Annotated in this window: 19 protein-coding genes; 18 read left to right on the top strand and 1 reads right to left on the bottom strand. The window is 25.9% G+C overall.

Annotation, left to right across the window (positions count from 1 at the left end; translation table 11 throughout):
• Positions 1-123 precede the first annotated feature (123 nt).
• The 18 genes from ACEXNK_RS01920 (at position 124) to ACEXNK_RS01835 (ending at position 22,366) form a co-directional block, all read left to right on the top strand.
• Positions 124-2,418, top strand: a complete 2,295-nt coding sequence (locus ACEXNK_RS01920; protein WP_373601081.1) for an S-layer homology domain-containing protein — start codon at positions 124-126, stop codon at positions 2,416-2,418.
• 146 nt (positions 2,419-2,564) lie between these two features.
• Complete coding sequence (locus tag ACEXNK_RS01915; RefSeq protein ID WP_373601082.1) at positions 2,565-2,969, top strand: bacteriohemerythrin; 405 nt, start codon at positions 2,565-2,567, stop codon at positions 2,967-2,969.
• Positions 2,970-3,221: 252 nt separating this feature from the next.
• Positions 3,222-4,631, top strand: a complete 1,410-nt coding sequence (locus ACEXNK_RS01910) for a sodium:solute symporter family protein (RefSeq protein ID WP_373601083.1) — start codon at positions 3,222-3,224, stop codon at positions 4,629-4,631.
• An 18-nt stretch (positions 4,632-4,649) separates the two neighbouring features.
• Positions 4,650-5,723: an NAD/NADP octopine/nopaline dehydrogenase family protein gene (locus ACEXNK_RS01905; RefSeq protein WP_373601084.1), complete on the top strand. Its 1,074-nt coding sequence runs from the start codon at positions 4,650-4,652 to the stop codon at positions 5,721-5,723.
• A gap of 58 nt (positions 5,724-5,781) precedes the next feature.
• Positions 5,782-6,882 (top strand): NAD/NADP octopine/nopaline dehydrogenase family protein, encoded by a 1,101-nt coding sequence (locus ACEXNK_RS01900; RefSeq protein WP_373601085.1) that lies wholly within the window; start codon positions 5,782-5,784, stop codon positions 6,880-6,882.
• 127 nt (positions 6,883-7,009) lie between these two features.
• Complete coding sequence (locus tag ACEXNK_RS01895; protein ID WP_373601086.1) at positions 7,010-7,672, top strand: FadR/GntR family transcriptional regulator; 663 nt, start codon at positions 7,010-7,012, stop codon at positions 7,670-7,672.
• 277 nt (positions 7,673-7,949) lie between these two features.
• On the top strand, positions 7,950-9,599 hold the full coding sequence (cplR, locus tag ACEXNK_RS01890) for an ABC-F type ribosomal protection protein CplR (RefSeq protein ID WP_373601087.1): 1,650 nt from the start codon (positions 7,950-7,952) through the stop codon (positions 9,597-9,599).
• A gap of 152 nt (positions 9,600-9,751) precedes the next feature.
• A complete protein-coding gene (locus ACEXNK_RS01885; protein ID WP_373601088.1) occupies positions 9,752-9,952 on the top strand; it encodes a cold-shock protein in 201 nt (66 codons plus the stop codon).
• A 132-nt stretch (positions 9,953-10,084) separates the two neighbouring features.
• The gene (locus tag ACEXNK_RS01880; RefSeq protein WP_373601089.1) at positions 10,085-10,600 is read left to right on the top strand and encodes a CarD family transcriptional regulator; all 516 of its coding nucleotides are present in this window, start codon (positions 10,085-10,087) and stop codon (positions 10,598-10,600) included.
• 403 nt (positions 10,601-11,003) lie between these two features.
• Positions 11,004-13,052, top strand: coding sequence for a CgeB family protein (locus tag ACEXNK_RS01875; RefSeq protein WP_373601536.1), 2,049 nt, complete (start codon positions 11,004-11,006; stop codon positions 13,050-13,052).
• An 11-nt stretch (positions 13,053-13,063) separates the two neighbouring features.
• Entirely contained in the window at positions 13,064-14,641 is a 1,578-nt protein-coding gene (locus ACEXNK_RS01870; protein ID WP_373601485.1) for a glycosyltransferase family 4 protein, read from the top strand.
• Positions 14,642-14,683: 42 nt separating this feature from the next.
• Complete coding sequence (locus ACEXNK_RS01865; protein WP_373601535.1) at positions 14,684-16,894, top strand: DUF6270 domain-containing protein; 2,211 nt, start codon at positions 14,684-14,686, stop codon at positions 16,892-16,894.
• A gap of 24 nt (positions 16,895-16,918) precedes the next feature.
• A complete protein-coding gene (locus ACEXNK_RS01860) occupies positions 16,919-17,617 on the top strand; it encodes a hypothetical protein (protein ID WP_373601476.1) in 699 nt (232 codons plus the stop codon).
• Between the two features lie 147 nt (positions 17,618-17,764).
• On the top strand, positions 17,765-18,475 hold the full coding sequence (locus tag ACEXNK_RS01855) for a glycosyltransferase (protein ID WP_373601475.1): 711 nt from the start codon (positions 17,765-17,767) through the stop codon (positions 18,473-18,475).
• Between the two features lie 22 nt (positions 18,476-18,497).
• Positions 18,498-19,634: a polysaccharide pyruvyl transferase family protein gene (locus ACEXNK_RS01850; RefSeq protein ID WP_373601474.1), complete on the top strand. Its 1,137-nt coding sequence runs from the start codon at positions 18,498-18,500 to the stop codon at positions 19,632-19,634.
• Positions 19,635-19,654: 20 nt separating this feature from the next.
• Positions 19,655-20,752 (top strand): Coenzyme F420 hydrogenase/dehydrogenase, beta subunit C-terminal domain, encoded by a 1,098-nt coding sequence (locus ACEXNK_RS01845; RefSeq protein ID WP_373601473.1) that lies wholly within the window; start codon positions 19,655-19,657, stop codon positions 20,750-20,752.
• A gap of 38 nt (positions 20,753-20,790) precedes the next feature.
• Positions 20,791-21,492, top strand: a complete 702-nt coding sequence (locus ACEXNK_RS01840) for a galactosyltransferase-related protein (protein ID WP_373601534.1) — start codon at positions 20,791-20,793, stop codon at positions 21,490-21,492.
• A gap of 22 nt (positions 21,493-21,514) precedes the next feature.
• Positions 21,515-22,366 carry a glycosyltransferase family 2 protein gene (locus ACEXNK_RS01835; protein ID WP_373600830.1) on the top strand — a complete coding sequence of 284 codons (852 nt, stop codon included), beginning with the start codon at positions 21,515-21,517 and terminating at the stop codon, positions 22,364-22,366.
• A gap of 179 nt (positions 22,367-22,545) precedes the next feature.
• Here ACEXNK_RS01835 and ACEXNK_RS01830 read toward each other — a convergent pair whose 3' ends face one another.
• Entirely contained in the window at positions 22,546-24,144 is a 1,599-nt protein-coding gene (locus ACEXNK_RS01830) for an amidohydrolase (RefSeq protein ID WP_373600831.1), read from the bottom strand.
• Positions 24,145-24,196: the final 52 nt, after the last annotated feature.

Below are 24,196 nucleotides of genomic sequence, written 5' to 3'. Positions count from 1 at the left end.
AAAACAAGAGGAAAAGATAATAAAATTAAATAAGATGGGTTAAATGGTAAAAAATAGTAAAAAATACATCTATCTAATTACATACCAATTAAAATTAATATATTTATCGGGAGGAAATTGATAATGGGTTATAAAAAAAGGGGCAAGCATTTAGCAATAATAACATTAACGATAGGGTTAGTAGTATCAAATCTGCCAATAATTAAGGCTAGTGCATTAGAAAATAATGAAAATGTAGAGGTTCAATTATTAAGTTTTAATGATTTACATGGACAATTCGATAGTTCCAAATATGGTGGAGGAATAGCAAATTTATCTGCATATATCAAAAAATTAAGAAGTGAAAATACAAATACTTTAACACTATCAGCAGGAGATGCGATAGGAGGAAGTCCAGCAGTAACAGCTTTAAAACAAGATCAACCTACTCTGGAAATAATGGAAGAAATGGGAGTTGATATAGCTACAACGGGAAACCATGAATATGATGAAGGAACAGATGAATTAGCTAGACTAGTTCAAGGGGGAACTCATTCGTCAGGATTACAATGGAAAGGTTCAAGTTTTGATTGGGTTACGGCGAACGTTGTCGCTAAGGAAGATATGAAATTTGGAAATAAAGAAATCAAAAAAGGGGAGCCTATACTACCTCCATACCAAATAAAAGAATTTGATGGAGTTGAAGTAGGAGTAATAGGAATTGTAACTACTGAAGCTAAACAAGCGGTTATACCTGATGGAATAAAAAATGTTGAGTTTTTAGATGAAGCTCAAACTATAGATAAATATACTGATGAATTAGTAAATAAAGGAGTTAAGACTATAGTAGTTTTATCACATGTTGCAGCTAAATCTGATAATGGAGAGTTACTAGACTTAGCAGGAAATAATGATGCCTATGACATAGCTAATAAAGTCAACGGGGAAGTAGATGTTATAATAGGTGCACATAGTCACCAATATGCAAATGCAGTGGTTAAAAGAGAAGGTAAAGACGATATATTAGTAACACAAGCAAATTCAAAAGGTACTAGCTTAACAGATACTGATTTGACTATAAGTAAAGAAACTGGAGATGTAGTAGGATATAAGAGAGATATATTAACTGTAAGTCCTGAAACAATAACAGCTGATCCTAAAGTAGCGAGTATGGTTGGAAAATATGAAGAAGATGTAAAACCTTTACTAGAACGAAAAGTTGGATATGCAGAAGAAGAAATAAATAGAAACTTAAATAATAATGGAGAATCAGAGCTTGGAAGAATGATAGCTAAAGCTCAACTTTGGGCAGTAAAAGAAAAAGGAAAAGATGTACAAATATCATTAATGAACACAGGCGGAGTAAGGGCTGACCTTGATCAAGGAGATGTAACTTACAAAGATATATATACTATACAACCTTTTGGAAATGATTTAACAACATTAACTTTAACAGGAGCACAATTAAAAGAAATATTAGAAAAACAAAATATACATGACTGGGTAGAAGCTATGCAAGCAGGAAAATATGAAAGACCTATAATGTTGCAAATAGACGGTTTTACATATAAATGGCATCCTGAAAAAGTAGATGGTAAGTGGAATGTAAAAGTAGATAGTATAACTCTAAATGATGAAAATAAAACTCCTGTAACTGATGATATGAAATTAAATACAGTAGCGAATATTTTCTTAGCTCAAGGTGGGGATGGATTTGATACTTTCAAACAAACGAGCTATGAAGTAGTTATGGGTGATTTAGAAGCATTTGAAAACTATGTTACAGCTTTTTCTAATAAAGATACAAATAATAACGGGACAAATGGATTAAACAATGTTGGAATAGATAAAAATCCAAATTCAATAAATTTAGATCAAAACTTTGATGGAGATATAGATAATCCAGATCAAGGAAACAATGAGCTTACAGATATAAACGGTCATTGGGCAGAAAAAGAAATAAAAGATTTTGTACAAAAAGGACATGTAATTGGATATGAAGATAATACTTTTAGACCAGAAAACCCTATAACAAGAGCGGAATTTGTTAAAGTTGTAAATAAAGTGTATGGATTTAATGATAAGGGAACGGAAAACTTTAATGATGTAAATGAAAAAGATTGGTTCTACGATGATATATGTATAGGAGTAAAAGCTGGGTATATAAAAGGAAGATCAGCAGATACCTTTGCCCCAAATGATAATATAACTAGACAAGAAGTAGCTATGATATTAACTAATATAGGTAATAACAAAGACTCTGATATAGATAAATTAGGAAACTTTACAGATGGACATGATGTAGATAATTGGGCTAAAGAGTCTATAGAAGGAGCTATAGAGGCAGGTTATATAAAAGGATATGATGATAACACTATAAGAGCTAAAGGTCAAATAACAAGAGCTGAATCAGTAACTATGTTAAGTAGAGTTAAGTAAAAGTTAGACTATAAATCCTCGTCATAAAATATGGCGAGGATTTTAATTTTTAACTTTAGTTAAATAATGGTTAGTCGTATATATAGAATATACAAAATTTTGTAAATTTTTAACAAAACAATTAAAATACATCAAGGAGGTCAAATATGGCATATAATTGGACAAATGATTTATTAACGGGGAATACTCAAATTGATAGTGAACATAAAGAACTTATAAAAGCAATAAATGATTTACTAGAGGCTTGTAGTAAAGGAAAAGGAAGAGCAGAAATAGAAAAGACAGTAAAGTTTTTATCTTCATATACAAAAACTCACTTTGCACATGAAGAAATACTACAAATGAAATCTAAATACCCGGATTATGCAAATCATAAAAAATATCATCAACACTTTATAGCTACAGTAGATGATATACAAAAAAAATTACTAGCTACTGGTCCAAGTATAGCATTAGTAGGAGAAATAAATACTAAAGTTGCAAATTGGATAATTACACACATTAAAAAAGAAGATGTTAAAGTAGCTGCACATATAAGAAATAATAAATAAGAAATTTAAGCGTAGATAAAATCTACGCTTTTTTTATTTTAAAAAGTATTTAACTATCTTATTTTTAATAAAAATGAATATAAACAATGAAATATGCGATGTGAATACAATATTATAAAAAAAATAATTAATAAATGAAATATTGAGGTAATAAAATAAATCAACAACAGGTTTAAATGTACTACAATTAAAAAATATAAAAAGAAGGTGATACATATATTTTCAATTAATTAAAATTCTAGGGGGGAGCTTATGAACACTACATTAGCAATTATGATTGCAAACATCGTAGTTATAGCAGCTACTTTAATACCGACTTATATAATAAGCAATAGAAATAAGACTTCAGAAGAAGATTGGGCTGTTGCCAGTCGTAGTTTACCTTTATATGTTGTAATAGGTACTCAATTTGCAAGTGCAATGGGTGGCGGTGTTTTAGTTGGACATCTAGGGAATGCATATGGAAATGGGATTGCAGTACTTATTTATGGATTATTAGCATCATTGCCTTTTCTTATTATAATGTATCCAGCTAAATGGCTTAGAAAAAATAATTTCACAACAGTTCCAGAAATACTAAGACACTTTTCTAATAATAGCAAAATAGTAACAGTTGTAGCAGCACTTATGACAATAGTAGTTCCTTTTGGTTGGGTTACATCACAAATAACTGCATTTGGTAGTATATACACAGGAATTACAGGTATAGATTACAACTTGCTATGTATAGGTTTTTGCATAATGAGTTTACTATTTGTAATGCCATCAGGTCTTAAAACAGTTGCATGGACAGACTTTATATTCTCATGTTTTATGGTACTTATGAGTATTGTATGTGTAATATTTGTAACAAAACTTGGAGGTGGATTTTCACAAATAATGAACAATGTAGATCCAAGTATGACAAGTTTTTCAGGATCAATAGATAATGTTGGAAAAGTTACAGTATTCTTATGGATATTTGCTGTATTGCCAGGTGGAGTAACAAATCAATTATATTTTCAAAGAGTATGTGCCATTGATGATGAAAAGAAAGTAAATAAAAGCTTGAGTATTTCAGCAGTACTTACATTTATAAGTTATATATGGGCAGTTTATATGGGAATTAGTATAAATTCAATAAATCCATCAATAGAAGGAAATTCAGCAACAGGATGGTTTATGACACAATTGCCAGTACCTTTATTAGCATTATTTGCAGCATTAATATTTGCAACTATGATGTCTACAGTAAGCAGTGGAGTTCAGTCAGTTGTTGTTAACATAACAAGAGATATAGTTCCTATAATAAAACCTAATATGGGTTCTGAGAAAACACTTAAACTATCAAGAGGACTATCTTTTATTACAATGGTTGTAGCAGTTTTAATGTGTCTAGTATTTACAGATACACTAGGATGGCTAGTATCAACTTATGCATTCTCAGCAGCAACACTTTTATGTCCTATATATATTGGATATGCTTTTAGAAATTCTAATTTTATAACAAAATCAGGAATAGTTGCAAGTATGATAGCAGGAGCATTAGGTTGTGCAATAGGATTAATACTAAAAACACAAATAAATTATGCAGCTATAGGAATAGTGTTATCACTAATAGCATTGATATTAGTGAGTAAGTTAACTAAGAAAGAAAATCAAGAAAATGAGGAATTAATTTAAAAATGAGGGGGTACTTTAATGTCAAAATTAATTTCAATAATTGGAGCAGGAAATGGAGGGCAAGCTTTTGCTGGATACTTATCACTACATGGATTTGATGTGAAAATATTTGATGTAGTACAAAGTACTGTAGATATACTAAATGAAAAGGGTGGAGTAATTATAGAAGGTAACTGTGATGTTACTGGATTTGGGAAAATTCAATTAGCTAGTACGAATATAGAGAAAGTAATGGAAAACTCTGAGATAATACTTATTGTGCTACCTTCAATATACCACAAGGACATAGCTAAAAATATGGCTCCCTACTTAAGAGATGGTCAATATGTCGTTTTAAATCCTAATGCTAGTTTAGGAGTGTTAGAGTTTAAAAAAGAGTTGGATGACTGTGGATGTAGTGCAGATATAACGTTAGCTTGTACAGCTACACTATTATTTGCTTGTAGAGCAAGTGAAGTTGGAAAAGTAGTTATATCAGGCCAAAAAAGTAAATTTAGTGCATCAACATATCCATCTAGTAAAAATGAAGAAGCTAAAAAAGTATTTAAAAATATTTTACCGCAATTTGACTTTGGTGAAGATATTATAAGAGTCAGCTTAGATAATTTAAATGCTGTAGTTCATCCAGCTCCAACTTTATTAAATACAGGAAGAATAGAATCTGGAATAGATTTTGAATATTACCTAGATATTACTCCAAGTCAAGCTAAGATAATTGATGAACTTGATAAAGAAAGAATGTTAATAGGTAAAGCTTATAACGTAAATATAAATTCTTTAGTAGATGAATATAAACAAATGTACAAAACAAAAGGGGATAAAGCTTATGAAGTTTTAACCAATTGTGAAGGATACAAAGGAATTAAAGGGCAAAAGACACTAAAAACAAGATATTTATTAGAAGATATACCATGTTCATTAGTTGCATTTCAAACTCTAGCTCAAATAGCTGGGATAAAAACACCATGTATAGACTCAATAGTTACATTAGCCAAACATATAATAGATGAAATTCCAGAGGGAAGAACGATTAAAAACTTAGGATTAGAAGGAATTAGTAAAGCAGAATTTATATCAATGTGTAGATATTAATAATAAATCAAATGTACTACATTTAAACATATAAAAATTATAAGGGGGATAATTTAATATGAGTTATAAATGGGCAATAGTAGGTGGAGGAAATGGTGGGCAATCAATGGCAGGACATCTTGGAGTTTTAGGAAAATCTGTAAAATTATTTGATGTAATGCAAAAAACGGTAGATGCTATAAATGAGTTAGGTGGAGTAGAGGTAAGTGGTGCAGTTAATGGATTTGGTGCAGTTGAATTAGCTAGTACTAATATAGAGGAAGTAATTAAAGGTCGAGATATAGTAGTCATAGTGCTTCCTTCTTTATATCATGAAAGTATAGCTAGAAAATGTGCACCATACTTAGAAGATAATCAAGTGGTAGTACTTCATCCAAGTGCGAGTTTTGCAGCACTAGAATTTAAAAAGGTTTTAGAAGAAGAAGGTTGTACTAAAAATATAACTATAGCAGAAACGTGTACATTATTATATGCATGTAGAACAACTAAACCAGGATTTGCCGAAATTTATGGAGTTAAAAATATGGTAACTGTAGCAGCATTACCAGCTACTGAAAATGATAAAGTGCTAGAAATATTAAATACAGCATTTAAAGAATTTAAACCAGCTAAAAATGTGTTACAAAGTAGTTTAGAAAATATAAATGCTATGGTTCATCCAGGACCAACAATATTAAATACATCAAAAATAGAAGGACCAGAAAGTTTCTTATACTACTTAGATGGAGTAACTCCTTCAATAGCTGAATATATAGATAAAATGGATGAAGAAAGATTAGCAATAGCAAAAGAGCTAGAGTTAGAACTACCTACTTTAAAAGAACTATACATACAAATGTATGATGGAAAAGGAAATAATTTATATGAAATAATAAACTCAGTAGAAGCATACAAAGGAGTTAAAGGGCAAAAATCACTTAGAACTAGATACTTATTAGAAGATATACCTAATTCACTTCAACCAATAGCGTCACTTGGCAAGAAAGTAGGCGTTAAGACGGATAGAATGGACGCAATAATAAACCTGTGCAAATTAATGTTAGACGGAGAATTTATAGAAGGAAGAAGCGTTGAAAGCTTAGGGATAGATAAGTTAACTAAAGAAGAATTACTAGAATATGTAAATAATGGAGTAAAACCTTATAAAGTTAATATATAAACTATATAAAGCACATGTAAAATGTAGTACATTTATACATGTGCTTTAATTTTAATAATATTTACAAAAAATCATAAATCATAAGCTATAATTATTATAAGGCATAAGTTAAATTGGGGGGAATAAAATGATAAAGCCTATAAGTAAGAATAAATTATTTGAGAATATAACATCTGAAATTATAAATTTAATAAAAGATGGAAAATGGAAAGCAGGGGATAAAATACCTGGAGAGATAGAGCTTGCAGAAAGCTTCAATGTAAGTAGAAATATACTTAGAGAAGCATTAAAATCCTTAGAACTATCTGGAATATTAGAAGCAAAAGCAGGAAGAGGAACATTTTTAACTGTAGATGCAAATACAAATATAAAGAAAATGGAGTTTTTTAATACATTAAAAGCAAACAATGAAATAAAAGAATTAATGGAAACTAGACTTGTAATAGAGCCTGAATTGGCTAGATTAGCAGTGAAAAATGCAACAGATGAAGAAATTAAAGCTATAGAAAAATATTGTGTAGACAAAGATGAATATACACTAGATAAAGGTGTTAAATTTCATATGAATATAGTTAAATTATCTAAAAATAAAATTCTTTATACATTATTAAATTCAATTATAGATGAAATAGAAGCACAAAGATTTATGTACATAGATAAATATATAAAGTCTGATTTTTTAATTGAAAATTTAAATGAACATAAAAAAATATATGAAGCTCTAGAAAATAGAGATGCAGACTTAGTTTACGAACTATTATATAAACATATAAGCAAAGAAATCATATAAATATTAAGTAAGGCTTATAAAAATTAAATTTTAGTTGATAATAAATAATGGCTGTGCTAAACTTACAGTGAAAAAATCTAAAAGAAAGGGAACGGAATAAAAGCAAATGAACATATAATTTACTTTTTAAATTTACAGTATTATAAATTTTTAAAACCTATATTTATAGGATTATTTATAGTGCTTAGATTAAGGAGAGTAAATTATACATTACTTTTATTTTGTGTACCTATAATATATCTCTCCTTATTTTTAAGTATTAAAAGGAGGGATTTTTTTGTTGTTAGCAACCATGAATAAAGTGAAAAAATATTATATAGATAGATTAGTACTAGATATAGATAAATTTGAAATACAAGAGCAAGATAAAATAGGATTAGTAGGAGTTAATGGAGCAGGAAAAACTACTTTAATAAAAGTTTTAACAGGAGAAATAGAGATAGATGAAGGAAATATAGAATTAACAAATAGCTATTCATATATAAGCCAAATGGAAGAAAGTAAGGATATATGTGGGGATAGTAAAATAAAGAGTTTATTGAATGTATGTGACGTATATGAAGAGTATCTATCGGGAGGAGAGAAAGTAAAATTAAAAATTGCAAATGCATTAAAAGAAAAAAGGAAACTAATAATAGCAGATGAACCAACATCAAATTTAGATCAAGAAAGTATAAAAATTTTAGAAAAAATGCTAAAAGAGCATGATGGAGCATTACTTCTAGTATCTCATGATAGAAAACTTTTAGACTCTCTATGTAATATTATAGTAGAGCTAGACGCAGGAAGAATAAAAATATATAAAGGAAATTACACAACATATTTAAGTTTAAAAGGTGAAGAAAGAAAAAGACAACAGTTTGAATATGAACAATATAAAACTGAAAAACAAAGATTAGAAAAAACTAAGATTCAAAAAATACAACACAAAGATAGCATAAAAAGATGTCCAAAAAGAATGGGAAATTCTGAAGCAAGACTTCATAAAATGGGTGGGCAAGGAGCTAAGAAAAAGTTAGATGGTAATATAAAAGCAATACAAAGTAGAATAGATAAACTAGAAGTAAAAGAAAAACCAAAGGATATAAATCAAATAAAAATATATATAAAAGAAGGTATGGAAATAGTAAGTAAAAACTTGATAGAAGCAAAATACTTAACACTTAAAATAGAAGATAATTTATTACTAGATAATGTGTCATTTAAAATAAAAAGAAATAAAAAAGTTGCTTTAGTTGGAGAAAATGGATGTGGAAAAAGCACTTTATTAAAAGAAATTTTAAAAAATAATAATGAATGTATTAAAATAAATCAAAAAGTAAAAGTAGGATACTTTTCTCAAAATCAAGATACATTAAATAATGAAAAAAGTATATTAGATAATATAAAAGAAGTATCATCTTTTGATGAAACTTTCATAAGAATAAATTTGAATTTATTTGGATTTAAAGGTAATGACGTGTATAAGAAGGTAAAAGTATTAAGTGGTGGAGAACGAGTAAAAGTAGCATTATGCAAAATAATTTTAGAGGATAATAACTTGTTGGTATTAGATGAACCAACAAATTACTTGGATATATTATCAATGGAAGCTTTAGAAAAATCTCTGTTAAATACAGAAAAAACAATGATAATTGTATCTCATGATAGAAGTTTTACTAATAATGTTTGTGATTATATAATTGAAATTAAAAATAAAAAACTAAATGAATTCAATGGAAACCTATATTCTTACGAAGAATCAAAAAATATAGTAAAGCCAAGTAAACAAGAACAAATAAACAAAGAAAAACTTTTAATTTTAGAAAATAAGTTAACTCATATAATATCTATTATATGTACTGAAAATAATGAATCTAAAAAGAAAAAATATGAAGAAGAATATAATGATTTGCTAAAAGAATTAAATCATCTAAGAAAAAGATAGATTAATATAACTAAATACTGTATATATAAAGTAAACTAATGAAGTTTAAAATATAATAATAGCTATTATACTTTATATGTGCTATAATAAATATTGTAGGAATACAAAAGTAAATCAAGCATGTCTTGATATGGTTTATAGGAGAAAGTCAAATGACTAATGGAATAGTAAAATGGTTTAACAGTGAAAAAGGTTTCGGTTTTATAACAGTAGATGGTGGAGAAGATGTATTTGCTCATTTCTCAGCTATACAAACTGATGGATTTAAGACATTAGAAGAAGGTCAAAAAGTAAGCTTTAATATAGTTAAAGGTGCTAGAGGTCCTCAAGCAGAAAATATAACTATATTATAATTTATATAATTTGAGTCGGAAAAAGATCCTTTAAAAGGGTCTTTTTTTATATATTGCAATAGCATATATATAAATTACAATATGTAAAAATAGTTAGTATTTATTTAAATAAAAAATCAGGAGATGAATGTTATGTATAAAATTGGAGATTTTATTATCTACGGAAGCAATGGAGTATGTGAAGTAGAGGATATAGGGTTAAGTAATATTCCTGGAAGTGATAAAAATAGAACTTATTATACACTAAAACCTATCTATGAGAATAGTAAGATATTTGTGCCTGTAGATACTAGTGTATTTATGAGACCTATTATTTCATATGAAGAAGCTCAAAATGCTATAAAACGAATTCCTGAAATGAAAGAACAGGAATGTAAAGAAAAAAATTCAAGACTATTACACGCACATTATAAGGATATTTTAAAAACACATGACTGCGAAGAATTATTAGCTGGAATAGCTGGTATTTACGAAAAGCAAGCTAGTATAACTAATAAAGGTAAGAAACTTGGTCAAATAGATGATAAATTTATGAAAGTAGCTGAAGCATTAATTAATGATGAGTTTTCAATTGCATTGGGGATACCTAGAGAAGAAGTAGGAGTGTATATTAGAGATAAAGTAAAAGAATTAGAAAATAATAAATAGAATAATTATTTATTAGGCTAATAAGTTATTTGAGTTAAAAAAAGTTATTGAATTATATTCAATAACTTTTTTTTTACGATTAATCAACTCTACTTATATAATAGCTAAAGATAAGCAAGTTTTTATTTAAGTTTATTTTTAGGTTACTCTTTTATAATCATATATAACATAAATAAGGAGGTAATATATGATTATTTTATTTTTAATTATTTTTATTACAATATATATAAATATACTTATTCAAGAAAAGAAAATTTGTTTATATGAAGAACTAGACAGTTTCTAAAAATAGTAAAAATTGTAAATTTAAATCGAATAAATATCACAAAACATAAAAGCAATCCATACTATAAAATAGTAAACAAAAGTTTAAAACTATTAAAATAGTAGGAGTTGAGAATATATGTATTTCAAAACTACTTTGTATAAAAGTATTGATTTAACTCAAGAAAATATTATGTTTTTTGTAGGAAATAGTAAAATTTCAAAGCATGTAAACAATAAATTAACATCCAACTTAGAAAATAAAAAAAGTGAATATATATACCTATTAGAAAATCTAGGGTTTTCTAATATAGGACAAAATAATATAAATATAAACAAAGATAATATATATTTAATTGAATTTACAGGAGAAGTAAAGAATTGCACTGTTGAATTATTTATAATAAGTTACTCAGATAAAATTAAGCTAAATACAGAAAGCGTGAAAATTAATGAAAAACTATATCTTTATCCAAATAAAGAAGCAAAGAGTATTAGACTTGCTATAAGAGTTACAGGCGAAGGCGAATTTAGTATATCTGACATAAAAATATATAAGGCTGAAATTAATAAACCAAAAAATTATAAAAATATAACAAATGTAAGATGTATGAAAGACCTAAAAGTAGCTTGTATATTTGATGACTTTACAATGAACTGTTTTAAAGAGATGGTAAAAACTATACCACTTACTCCATACAACTGGAAAGAAGAATTAATTACAAATAAACCACATATATTAATAGTCGAATCTGCATGGGAAGGCAAAGATAGATTATGGCATCGAAAAATAGCGGCTGATAAATATGGATTATCAATTCTTGAGGAAATAACTTCATGGTGTAGAGAAAATAACATACCTTCAATGTTTTGGAATAAAGAAGATCCAGTTCATTTTAATTCTTTTATAAATGCATGTAAGTTATTTGATTATATATTTACAACTGATGAAGGAACAATAGATAGATATAAACAAACATTAAGACATGATAGAGTTTATACGATGCCTTTTGCATGTCAACCAACTATTCATAACCCTATTAAATTTCAAGAAGAAAGAATAAAAAAAGCTTGTTTTGCAGGAACTTATTACGGTAAAAAATTTAAAGAAAGAAAAATAGATACAGATAATATACTAGATGCTAGTATTGAAACTATAGGCCTTGACATATATGATAGGCACCTAGGTCTTAAAAGTACTCCATATAAATTCCCGGATAAGTACCAGGAATATATAAAAGGTAATTTAAAGCCTTATGAACTATATATAGCTAACAAAGGATACAAAATAACATTAAATGTAAATAGTGTTAAAGATTCAAATACAATGTTTTCTAGACGAGTGTTTGAGAGTATAGCTAGTGGAACACCCGTAGTAAGTTCATACTCTAAAGGTATTGAAAAAATTTTTGGAGATTTAGTGCTTTGTAGTGATGATTTCAATGTGTTAAAAAATGAGCTAGAAAAACTTAAAAATGATGAAATATACTATAAAAGAAAAGTTATAAAAGGTATTAGACTTTGTATGAGCAAACATACGTATCAATCTAGATTAGAGTATATGTTAGATAAAGCAAATATCAATTTAGGAGTTACTGATAAAAGTATTACTTTAATAGCAGTTGTAAATAGTGAGTTAGATGTGAAAAATATATTAGATATATACAATAAACAAACTTATGTTAATAAGAAATTAGTGTTGATATTAAAGGAGAAACTAATATTAGATAGTAAAATAGATTTTAATAATAAGTTTAAATCGGTTTTATGGAAAGAGAATATGGATATACAGAGTGTAATAGATACCGATTATATATCATATATAAATCTTAAAAATTTTTATGGAAAATACTATATAGAAGATTTAATTAATGCTAGTAAATATTGTGAAGCTGAATTTATAGGAAAGAAGTCATATTTAAGAGCTAAAAAAGTTATTTTAAGAAGTATATCAGTTGAAAATAGTAAATGTGAATTTGAATATGTAAATAGTTTAGATTTAGATAAATGTATATTCAAAAGCAGTATATTAAATAGATTTAGGATAGTAGATTTTATTGAATATGTACAAAAAAATAAAATTGATTTATTTAAGTATGGTTGTCGATATTTTTCAATTGATAGATATAACTTTATAGAAGATTATTTTAATTTACAAAGCTTGGATATAGAGAACGTTGAAATTTAGTGGGTGATACTGTGCATATAAAATTAGAAGCTAATAAGTGGATTACAAACAATTCATGTATTAAAATAACTGATACAGAAAATGGAATAAAGATTGAAAATACAAGTGATAATATAAGTGAATATATTCATTATAAAGCTATAAGGTTTTTTTCAAAATACAGTACTAATGATTTATTTGATATAGAAAAAAATACTATGTATATTATAAAATTTGATGGATATAAAGATGAAGGAATAGAGGTAAAGCTATTTATAAACACCTATTCTAAAGAAAAGCTACTCTCCAATAACAGTATGAATATAGGTGATGAACTTAAAATATACACAGAAAAAGATGTAGAAAGCTATAAATTAGCAATTAGAATTTCAGGTACAGGAAGTATTTATATTAATAACTTGGTTATAGAGTCTATGGATAATAAAATTTATGAAAATAATATTTTAAATCATTTATCAAATAACAATTATTTATTGTTGACTAATATGTATCCGAGTGAACACGATTTATACAGGAATGCATTTGTTCATAGAAGAATCAAACTTTATAAGGAATTTGGCCTAAATGTGGATGTATACTCATTAGACAAAAAGGGAACATTACTTTCAAATTATGAATTTGAAAGTATAAAAGTTTTAAAAGGAGACTATAAAGGACTAGAAACTATTTTAAAATTTAAAAAATATAAAAAAATATTAATTCATTTTGTAAATGAAGATATGATAAAAGTACTTGATAAAATTTGCTATGATATACCTAGGATTGTATGGCTACATGGCTTTGAAGTATCTAGATGGAATCGTAGAATATTTAATTATACAGAAGAACAAATTAATACAAATAAAGATGTATGGGATATAATGGATAAAATAAAAATGTTTTTTCTAAGAAGCATATATAAAGATAAGAGATATAAATTTATTGCAGTATCTAATTGGCTAAAAACTGAATGTTGTGAAGTGGATGCTAACTGCAAGATAGAAAATTGTGATATTATACCAAACGTAATTGATGAAAATCTATTTAAATACACACCAAAATCAAAGGATGAAAGATTAAAAATATTATCTATAAGACCTTTTACAGCAAATAACTATGCTAATGACTTATCTGTTAAGGCAATTCTAGAGCTATCTAAAAAATCATTTTTTTATGAATTAGAATTTAATATATATGGCAGAGGATTACTATTTAAAGAAATAACAAATGATATAAAACATTTTAAAAACGTAAATTTATATGAAAAGTTCATATCACAAAGTGAAATAGCAAATCTTCACAGACAACATGGAATATTTTTATGTCCAACAAGACTAGATACACATGGAGTATCTATGTGTGAAGCTATGAGCAGTGGACTTGTTTGTATATCTAATGATGTGTGTGCTATTAGTGAATATTTAGTAGATAATGAATGTGGTTTATTAGTAAAAGAAGAAGACTATATAGGTATAGCTAATGCTATTGAATATTTGTACTATAATCCTGATGAATTTTTAAAAATGTCAAAAGTTGCATCAGAGTATATAAAATTAAAGTGTGGGATAGAGGCTACTATAAAAAAAGAAATACAATTAATTAAAAGATAATCATAGATAGAACTAAACTATACAAGAGGTGCATATGTAGATATGAATGAGATTGATAAGTCAATTGATATTAGAAAATTAAAATATGGAACCATAAATTTGATGAAAAAATATAGTCATGACAAAACCTATTTAGATTTGCATAAATACAATTTATTAAAAGGAAACAATGTAAAATTAGATGAAAATGGAATACTTATAGTCAATATAAGGAATAACTATCAACACTATCCAATAACTCAAGCTATATATACTCTAGAATGTATAAGTAAGTATTATGTATATAAAGATGAAGAACATAAAAATATATTTCTAAAATATGTAGAATACTTTATAAAAAAACAAGACACAAATGGTGGATGGCCAGTAGAGTTTAATTACCAGTATGGTGTAAAGGAAACTAAAGAATTAACATCTCCATGGTACTCAGCACTAGCTCAAGGATTTATAATATCATCTATGGTAAGAGCCTATTATTTAACAAATGAGAAAAGATATATAGAATCTGCTTTATTAGGAAGTAAGATTTTTAATATAGATGTAAAATATGGAGGTATACGAGATAAAATATTTGATAAATATGTTTTTTATGAAGAATATCCAACCACTCCAAGTACACATATATTAAATGGATATATATTTGCATTAATAGGTTTATATGACCTATATAAAGCAACAGAGAATTTAAAAGTGAAAAACTTACTATTAGATGGACTTGATACCTTGAAACATTGTATAGGAATGTATGATATCGGATTTTTAAGTATGTATGATCTAACTAACCATACCATCTTAGGAAATCCAGCTAAGTATAATTATGAATATCATTTAACTCATTGTAAAGAATTAAGTGCATTATTATGCTTTGACATAGTCAAAGAAAGTGAACTTTATGATGTTTTAGATAAAGTTCTTAAGCGATGGATAAATTATACAGATGGAAATATGGCATTTTTTAGATTAAAGCAAGAAGAATGTATTTTAAAAGTATCTAAACGAAATTATAGAATTAATGAAGTCTGTGAAATATTTTTAGATTATGATGATAAATCTAAACAGGATGTTCAACATGCCTTATATATAAGCAAATCAGATATTAACATATATAGATATGAATATAGCAGCGAGACAAATTTACACTATACATTTAAAGATAAGGGTGAGTATAAATTAACAGCATATTATAAAGATAAATTTTCTAACTTAATTAGTAAGTCTATAAATGTAAGTGTTATTGATGAAGAAGAATTAGACGTAAAAAAAGTTAATATATTATGTCAACAAAACAAAAGTAATTTGAATATAACCGTAGATTACAATGGGAACTCTAATAACTTAGAATATGCATATTATTTAATAAAAGATAAAGAACCAATAGAGAAAATTTGGTATAAAAAGGAAAATGAACATATTTTTTATGTGATAAATGATGGAACTTATGAAATTAAATATTTTATAAGAAATGAATATGGAGAAATTATTACAGATACTACTAAAAAGTACAAATATGAAGGGATAAAAAGGTTTAATATACATGGAAGCTGTATTAGTAGAGATTTATTTAATTTTTCAAGTGAATATCCAATTTCAATAGATAAGTATTTAGCTAGGCAATCTATGATAAGTTCAGTAAGTAGTAGAATAGATATAAATCTTAATGATTACAATTTGAATTTTGCTAATAATTTTGCTAAAAAATCAATAGAATCAGATATAAATAAAAATATTTTTGATATATTAAAAGAAAACAAATCTGATTATTTAATAATAGAGCTACTAGATGAAAGATTTAACTTAGTTAAAGTTAAAAATAGCTATATAACTAATTCTGTAGAACTTCAACAAAGTAAGTTACTAGACTATATAAATGGAGATATAATTCATAAAAAGGATTTAAATAGTGATATTTGGAAGGAATGTATAGATTTATACGTGAAAAACATAATAAAAATTTACAACCAAGAATCTATAATAATACACAAAGTATATTTTTTAAATAGATATTTAGATAAAAATAATAATAAAGTTGAATTTAATAATGAAACTATTAAAAAAAATAATATATATAATTCTATACTAGATGACTACTATAACTATTTAATAGAAAAATTACCTAAAGCTAAGGTTATAGATTTAACTAGAGATTTTCTAGCATATGAAAATCATAGATGGGGCTTAGCTCCATATCATTATGAGGATGATTATTATAAAAAAGTTCTAAAAGAAATCTACAAAAATATAAAAATTAAATAAAACTAAAAGTAGGATGTGATTATTATGGAAAATAGAAAAATAGTAGTATTTTCATCGTTTAATTATTATTCATTTTATGAAGCAAGTTTTAGTGAAGAGTGGATAAAATATAGAATGAAGATATTTATGGAATATACAAGAAAGTCATTAGAATCTCAGACATATCAAGAGTTTATAGCTATTTTTAGATATCATCCCAAAAGTCATGCTATAATAACTAAGGTGTTGAGTGAATACCCTAAACTACCAAATAATATAATTTTTTCATATATAGGGATAGAAAAATTAACAAATGACTTTATAAATGATGAAGATGAGGTATTTTATGTAAGAATCGATTCTGATGATATGTATATACCGGATTACTTTGAAAGATTAATGAATTATAAACATAAAGAAGACACACAAGTTATAATAAGTCAACATGGGTATATACATGACCACTTAAATAAAAGGCTTGCCACTTATTTTCATGAATCACCACCATTTTTAACATATATATACAGTGGAGAAGATTTTAAAAATGGTAAAAGATATACTCACGGGAATGGTCATGCAGGAGCTATAAATTTAAATTATGAAGTTATAGATGGCTATAATTATATTATAACAATACATGGAAATAACTCTAGCTCAGTATTTGAAAATCCTAAATATAAATTAAACGGACTCTATAATGATGAATATAAGAAGGTTATTAATACATTCAAAATTTATGAATAATCAAAAATTAAAATATAAGCAATTAATTTAAAATAATTAATTGCTTATTGTTTTTTTATACAAACTAAAAGAATTTTTTGTGTAACTATGTAACTAAATGAAATTATAAACATAGAATATAATAGTGGACATTTAGGAGGTGATTAGATGGATAGTAGAGGTTTTTCAATTATAACACCTATAAATAAGCCTAATTGCATAGAAAATACAATTAAAAATTATATAAATCAGGAAATAGATAAAAAAGAATTAATTGTAGTTATAAATAACAGTGATATAAATATAGATGATTTTAATAATTATATTGATAAATACAAAAATATATCTATTTATAAAATAGATAAACCAATTAAGTTAGGTGATGCATTAAATTATGGAATTAATAAATCAAAGTATGATTTTATTGCTAGATTTGATAGTGATGATTACTATGGAAAATTTTATTTAAAGGAAGTAGACTATACTTTTAAAAATCACGAGTGTGATGTTGTAGGAAAAAGTAAGTTATACTATTACTTTGAAGAATTTAATAAGCTGATATGTACAGGAGGAATAATTAATAATTATTCAAGTAAAGCGGCAGGTGCCACAATGTGTTTTGATAAAAAAGTATTTGAAAATATAAAATTTAAAAGTGTATCAGCAGGTGAAGATGTGTTGTTTTTTAAAGATTGTATTGAAAATAAATATAAAATATTTAATACATCTCAGTATAATTTTTTAGTATTTAGAAGTAGAGACCCAAATAATCATACATGGAAAATGAACACAAAACAATATATAGAAAGATGTACTGAGATAAAAAATAATGTAAAATTTGAGGATTGTTTCGATATAGTAGACAAAGATGAGGTGTGATTTTTTATATAGGAGGAATTTTATGAATATAAAAATAGAATATATTTATAATACTTTTAATTATGGAAGTATGATGATGGGAATAACTGTAATTAATCAGTTAAATAAATATTTAAAAGATATAAAGATATTTGTAAAAACATTAACTGAAAAGGATTTAGAAAGACTAAGGTTAGAAACTAAAGCCAATAACTTATACCCTGAAAATAAATCTGTAAAAGAAGATATAGTAATATATCTAGGTGGAGATGATTTCTCAGAATATTATTCTATAAAAAGACTAGAAAGTGATCTAAAACATATAAAAGAATTAAGTAAAGAAAAATTAGTAATGCTAATAGGTCAAACTATAGGTCCTTTTACTGATTATAGAATAGATTTATCAAGAGAATGTTTAGAAAATGTAAAAATATATACTAGAGATGATAATTGTATGGAATATTTACAAAGTATAAATTATAAAAATGTATTTAAAGGAAGAGACTTAGCATTTATAGATCTACCAAGACAAAAAGAAGTAAAGGGGATTTTAGATAAATATAACTTAGAAAAAGACTCATATATAAGTATAGTCACATCAGGACTTATCAATAAATACACATCTGATAAAAATAAATTCTTAGAAGAACAAGTTAATATAATTAATAATATATTAAAAGATGAAAGATTGAATGATAAAAAAGTTATTTTAATTCCTCATGTTTTGAAAAATCCAGATGATAGAGAAATAGTTAAAAGTATAATTATAAAATTAAAAAATTTAAGCAGTATAGATAGGGTAATTCCTATATATGATGAATTAGTGCCATCTGAAGCTAGAGAAATCTTAGGAAATGGAAAGTTTACTATAACTTGCAGAATGCATGCAGCAGTATCAACATTTTATATGAGAAAACCTGCAATAGCTATTTCGTATGGAGTTAAATATGAAGGTGTTTTAGGACGAGGATTAGATATGAGTAATTTAGTAATAGAAGCTAAAAATGATTTACTATGGAAAGAAAATAAAATAAGTAAGTTAGTTGACGAAAAGGTTAGTTATATACTAAATAACTATGGAAATTTAGTTGAAAAAATAACTAAAAATATATCTGAAAATACTAATATTCTAGAATCGGAAATAGCAGATATTATGGAACAAATAAGTAAGCATGAATAAATTTTATAGAGGGGATAAATATGAATAAAATTGATAAAAAAGAGTGCTGTGGTTGTTATGGATGTTACAGTGTATGTCCTAAAAAATGTATAACAATGGAGGTTGATGAAGAAGGCTTTAAGTATCCGAAAGTTGATGAAAATAATTGTATAAACTGTGGATTATGTGAAGCTGTATGTCCTTTTAAGTATAATGATAAAAAAATAAGTTTGAACGAAATAAAGGCTTATGCATGTAAAAATAGAGATAAAAGTGAACAAACAAGTAGTTCATCAGGTGGAATATTTATAGCTTTATGCAACTATATAATGAAAAACAAAGGATTTGTATTTGGAGCTTGCTTTGATGAAAACTTAAATGTAGTTCATCAGTCTGCAAAAGATATAAACGAATGTTATAAATTTAAAGGCTCTAAATATGTTCAAAGTGATATAAAAAATAGTTATATAGATGCTAAAAGATATTTAGATGAAGGACGATTAGTACTTTTTAGTGGAGTTCAGTGTCAGATAAAAGGTCTAAACTTATTTTTAAATAAGATTTATGATAATTTAATATGTGTTGAAATTATCTGTCATGGAGTTCCAAGTCCACTAGTATTTGATAAGTACAAGGAGTATTTAACAAAAAAATACAATTCAAATATAAAGAATATAAGTTTTAGGTATAAAGAAAAAAGTTGGATAAATTATAATACACTTGTAGAATTTGAGAATTGCAAAAAGTATTCAAATATATTTGCAAAAGATATATATATGAAAGGATTTTTACAAAATATATATTTAAGACCTTCATGTTATGCTTGTAAAGCAAAGGGATTTAATACTAAAAGTGATATATCATTAGCAGATTATTGGGGAATACAAAAAATACATCCAGAATTTTATGATAATAATGGAGTATCATTAGTTTGTGTAAACACTGATAAAGGAAATGAGATTTTTAAATCAATATCTGAAAATATTGACTTTATTGAAACTGATTTAAATAAAGCTAAGTTATATAATGCTTGTATATATAAGTCAGTTAACTATAATGAGAAAAGAAATGAGTTTTTCAAAGATTTATTAAGTAGTAATGATGATATAGAAAGTTTAATAAGTAAGCATACAAATTAAATGAAAATTAAAGTAAAACCTTATTGAGGTGAGATGATATGAAGGATTTTAAAGAAGTCTCCATACTAGTTCCCCATCGAAATGGGGAGTTTTATAGAGATAGAAACTGGAAATATTTAAAAAATATATATAACTGTTTAATTCCAGATGCAGAAATTTGTTTAGGAGATACTTCTTCAATACCGTATTCAAAATCAGAAGCTGTTAATAATGCATTTAAAAAAGCGACTAGAGAGATATTGGTAATTATGGATTCAGATATTTTAATTGATATAGAGTCTTTAAATACAGCAATATCTATAGTTGATAAATATAAGTTTATTTTACCATATAACAAGTTAGTGAGATTAGATGAAAAAAGTACAGAAAAAATTTTGAATAAAGAACTACTTAATATAGAAGATATCGATATTAGTAATAATAGTATTATAAAAGAAGAGTCGAGAATGGTAGGAGGAATATATGTAACAACTAAAGAAGTATATAAAAACATAGGCGGATTTGATGAAAGATTTAGAGGCTGGGGAGGAGAGGATGATGCAGTTTTAAGTTGTGTTAAATATATATATGGAAAATATCATAGATTGGATAATATTTTATATCACTTATATCATACTAGACAGCATCAAAATGCTGAATGTAGAATTAAAAATTTAGAAATTTTGAAAAATGATTATTTTAATAAAAATAATATTGAAAATACGATAAAAAACTTAAAATTCAAAAATTTTTCTAATTAAAATTTATAAGGATTTGGTAATAATGAGTAAAAAAGTTAGCATAATAACACCTTGTTTAAATGGAGAAAAATTTATTGGAAGATATTTTGAATCTATATTAAATCAGATATATACAAATATAGAATTAATATTTATAAATGATGGATCTACTGATAATACAGAAAAAATTATAAAATCATATTTACCTAAATTAAAAGAAAAAAATATAGAATTTATATATATTTATAAAGAAAATGAAGGCCAAGCTTCAGCAATAAATGATGGATTAAAATTGTTTACAGGAGACTATTTAATATGGCCAGACTCAGATGATATTTTAGATAAATATAGCATATGTAAAAGAGTTGATTTCTTAGAAAAAAATAAAGAATATGGTATAGTAAGATCAAATGGAGCTATTGTAAATGAAAATAATATAAATGATATAAAGCGATATTTTGCAATGAATCAAAAATCAAAAACTGAAGAATATATATTTGAAAATCTTATAAGAGAACGTAATATATGGATTGCTTGTGGATGCTATATGATAAGAACAGAGGCATTTTTAGATGTAAATCCAAATAGAGAAATATATAAATATACTAGAGGTGGTCAAAACTGGCAAATGTTACTTCCAATAACATATAAGTATAAATGTGGATATATTAATGAAAGTTTATACACATATGTAGTAAGAAAATCTAGTCATTCACATAAAACAAAAGATATTTATGGTTTGTTAGAAGAGTGTGATAGCCATGAAGATATACTTATAAATACAATAAATAGAATAGATATGAGCAAAGATGAGAAAGAACGGTATACTAAAATTATAAAGGAAAAATATATAGAAAAAAGGATAAGGTTGAAAAAAGCTTACAATATAATATAAATAAAAATAAGCCATCAGTTAAATTATTACTGGTGGCTTTGAAAATTTATGTATAGATAAATATTTTGTAAGTTTAAATGTTTAGAATGTGATAATGAATATGAAATAAAATCTGAACAAGAAAAAATAAATATTCATCTTACAAATCTAAAAATGCAATATGTAGTATTTAGTATTTTTTATAATTTAAATATAGTAGTACCTTCTTTTATTGTTTCTAGTACTTTAATATCCTTAATATCCATTTTATCAACTTTTAAAGGGTTTTTATCTAAAATAACTAAATCAGCTAACTTTCCTTCTTTTATACTACCTTTTATATTTTCCTCAAAGTATTGATACGAAGCATTTATAGTAACGGCCTTTATAGCTTCAAGAGGAGATATTCTCTCATTTTCTCCTAATAGAACTCCTTTTTTAGTTAATCTATTAACTGCACACCATATAGTTTCTAGCATATTTGGCTCTATTACAGGAGAATCTTGATGGAATGTAAAAGTAATTCCTTTATCAAGCGCAGATTTAGCTAAACTTATTTCACTAGCTCTTTCAAATCCAAAGTTTTTAATATGAATATCACCCCAATGATAAACATGAGCTACAAAGAAAGAAGGTATCATACCAAGTTTTTTAACATCATCTAACTGATCTTTAGGTAAAAATTGAGCATGTACAATAACAGGCCTTATATCATTATTTGAATTACAGTTTTCTTTTGCAATTTTATATTCTTTTATATATTGATAACTAGCAGCATCTCCATTGCAGTGAGCAAGTAATTGCATGTTATTTTTTATAGCTAACTCTATGTACTTTTCTAGTTCTTCATCTTTATAAATAGGATAACCTCTATATCCATCTGTAGAATCTTTATAGGGAGCTAACATATAAGCTGTACGACTTTGAGGTGAACCATCTAAAAATATTTTATAGCCACCTATTTTAAAATGATTTACGTAGTTTTTAATACATCCATCAAAAGCTTTAAGTAAAACATCAGATTCTTTTACATCTATGTATCCAACATAATCTAGCTCAAGCATATTTGAACTTTTTATATAATTTAAAATATCAGACATTAAAGAAACAACCATACCTTCTTGCATAGTAGTTATACCAAAAGACTTATAGTGGTCTTGTGCTGTTTTTACTGATTTTATTATTTCTTCAAATGAAGATAGCGGAATTTTTTGAACATAATTTATAAATGCATTTTCTTCAAGATATCCAGTTGGTTGATTATCTTTTTTATAAATTACACCACCTTCGGGATTTTCTGTTTCACCAGTTATATTTAACTCCTTTAAACCAAGTGAATTTAAAACACCACTATGGCCAGATTGATGTTTTATTATAAGTGGATTATCTGGAGCAGCTTCATCAAGAATACCCTTAGTAGGACTAGTTTTTTCATCTAAGTTATTATGATCGTAATTAGCTGCAGTGATCCATTTACCCTTTGGAATATTATTATCTTTTATAAATTTTTTAATTATATCAACTATTTCATTAAAATTAGTAGCATTTTCTAACGAAGGTTGAAGTAAAGATTGAGAATATGCAAAAAAATGAGAATGTGCATCTATAAATGAAGGCATTAAAGTTTTACCATGTAAGTCTACTAAATTTGTAGATTCATTTGTAAGCTTTAACAAATCTTCTTTTTTTCCAACTTTAAAAATCTTACCATCTTTTACTAAAACAGACTCACAATAAAGTTCATCCTCTAGTGTTAGTATATCTCCATTAAAATATAAAGTTTCTTTCACTAAAAACATCTCCCTAAAATTTATTTTATAATATAATATTTTCCATTATTATACTAAATAT

Origin of the sequence: Paraclostridium bifermentans (assembly GCF_964259345.1) — a bacterium.
In the GTDB taxonomy this organism is placed as follows: Bacteria; Bacillota; Clostridia; order Peptostreptococcales; family Peptostreptococcaceae; genus Paraclostridium; species Paraclostridium bifermentans_B.
The sequence above is the reverse complement of the archived record's forward strand: the minus strand, read 5'-3'. Positions and strand labels throughout refer to the sequence as shown.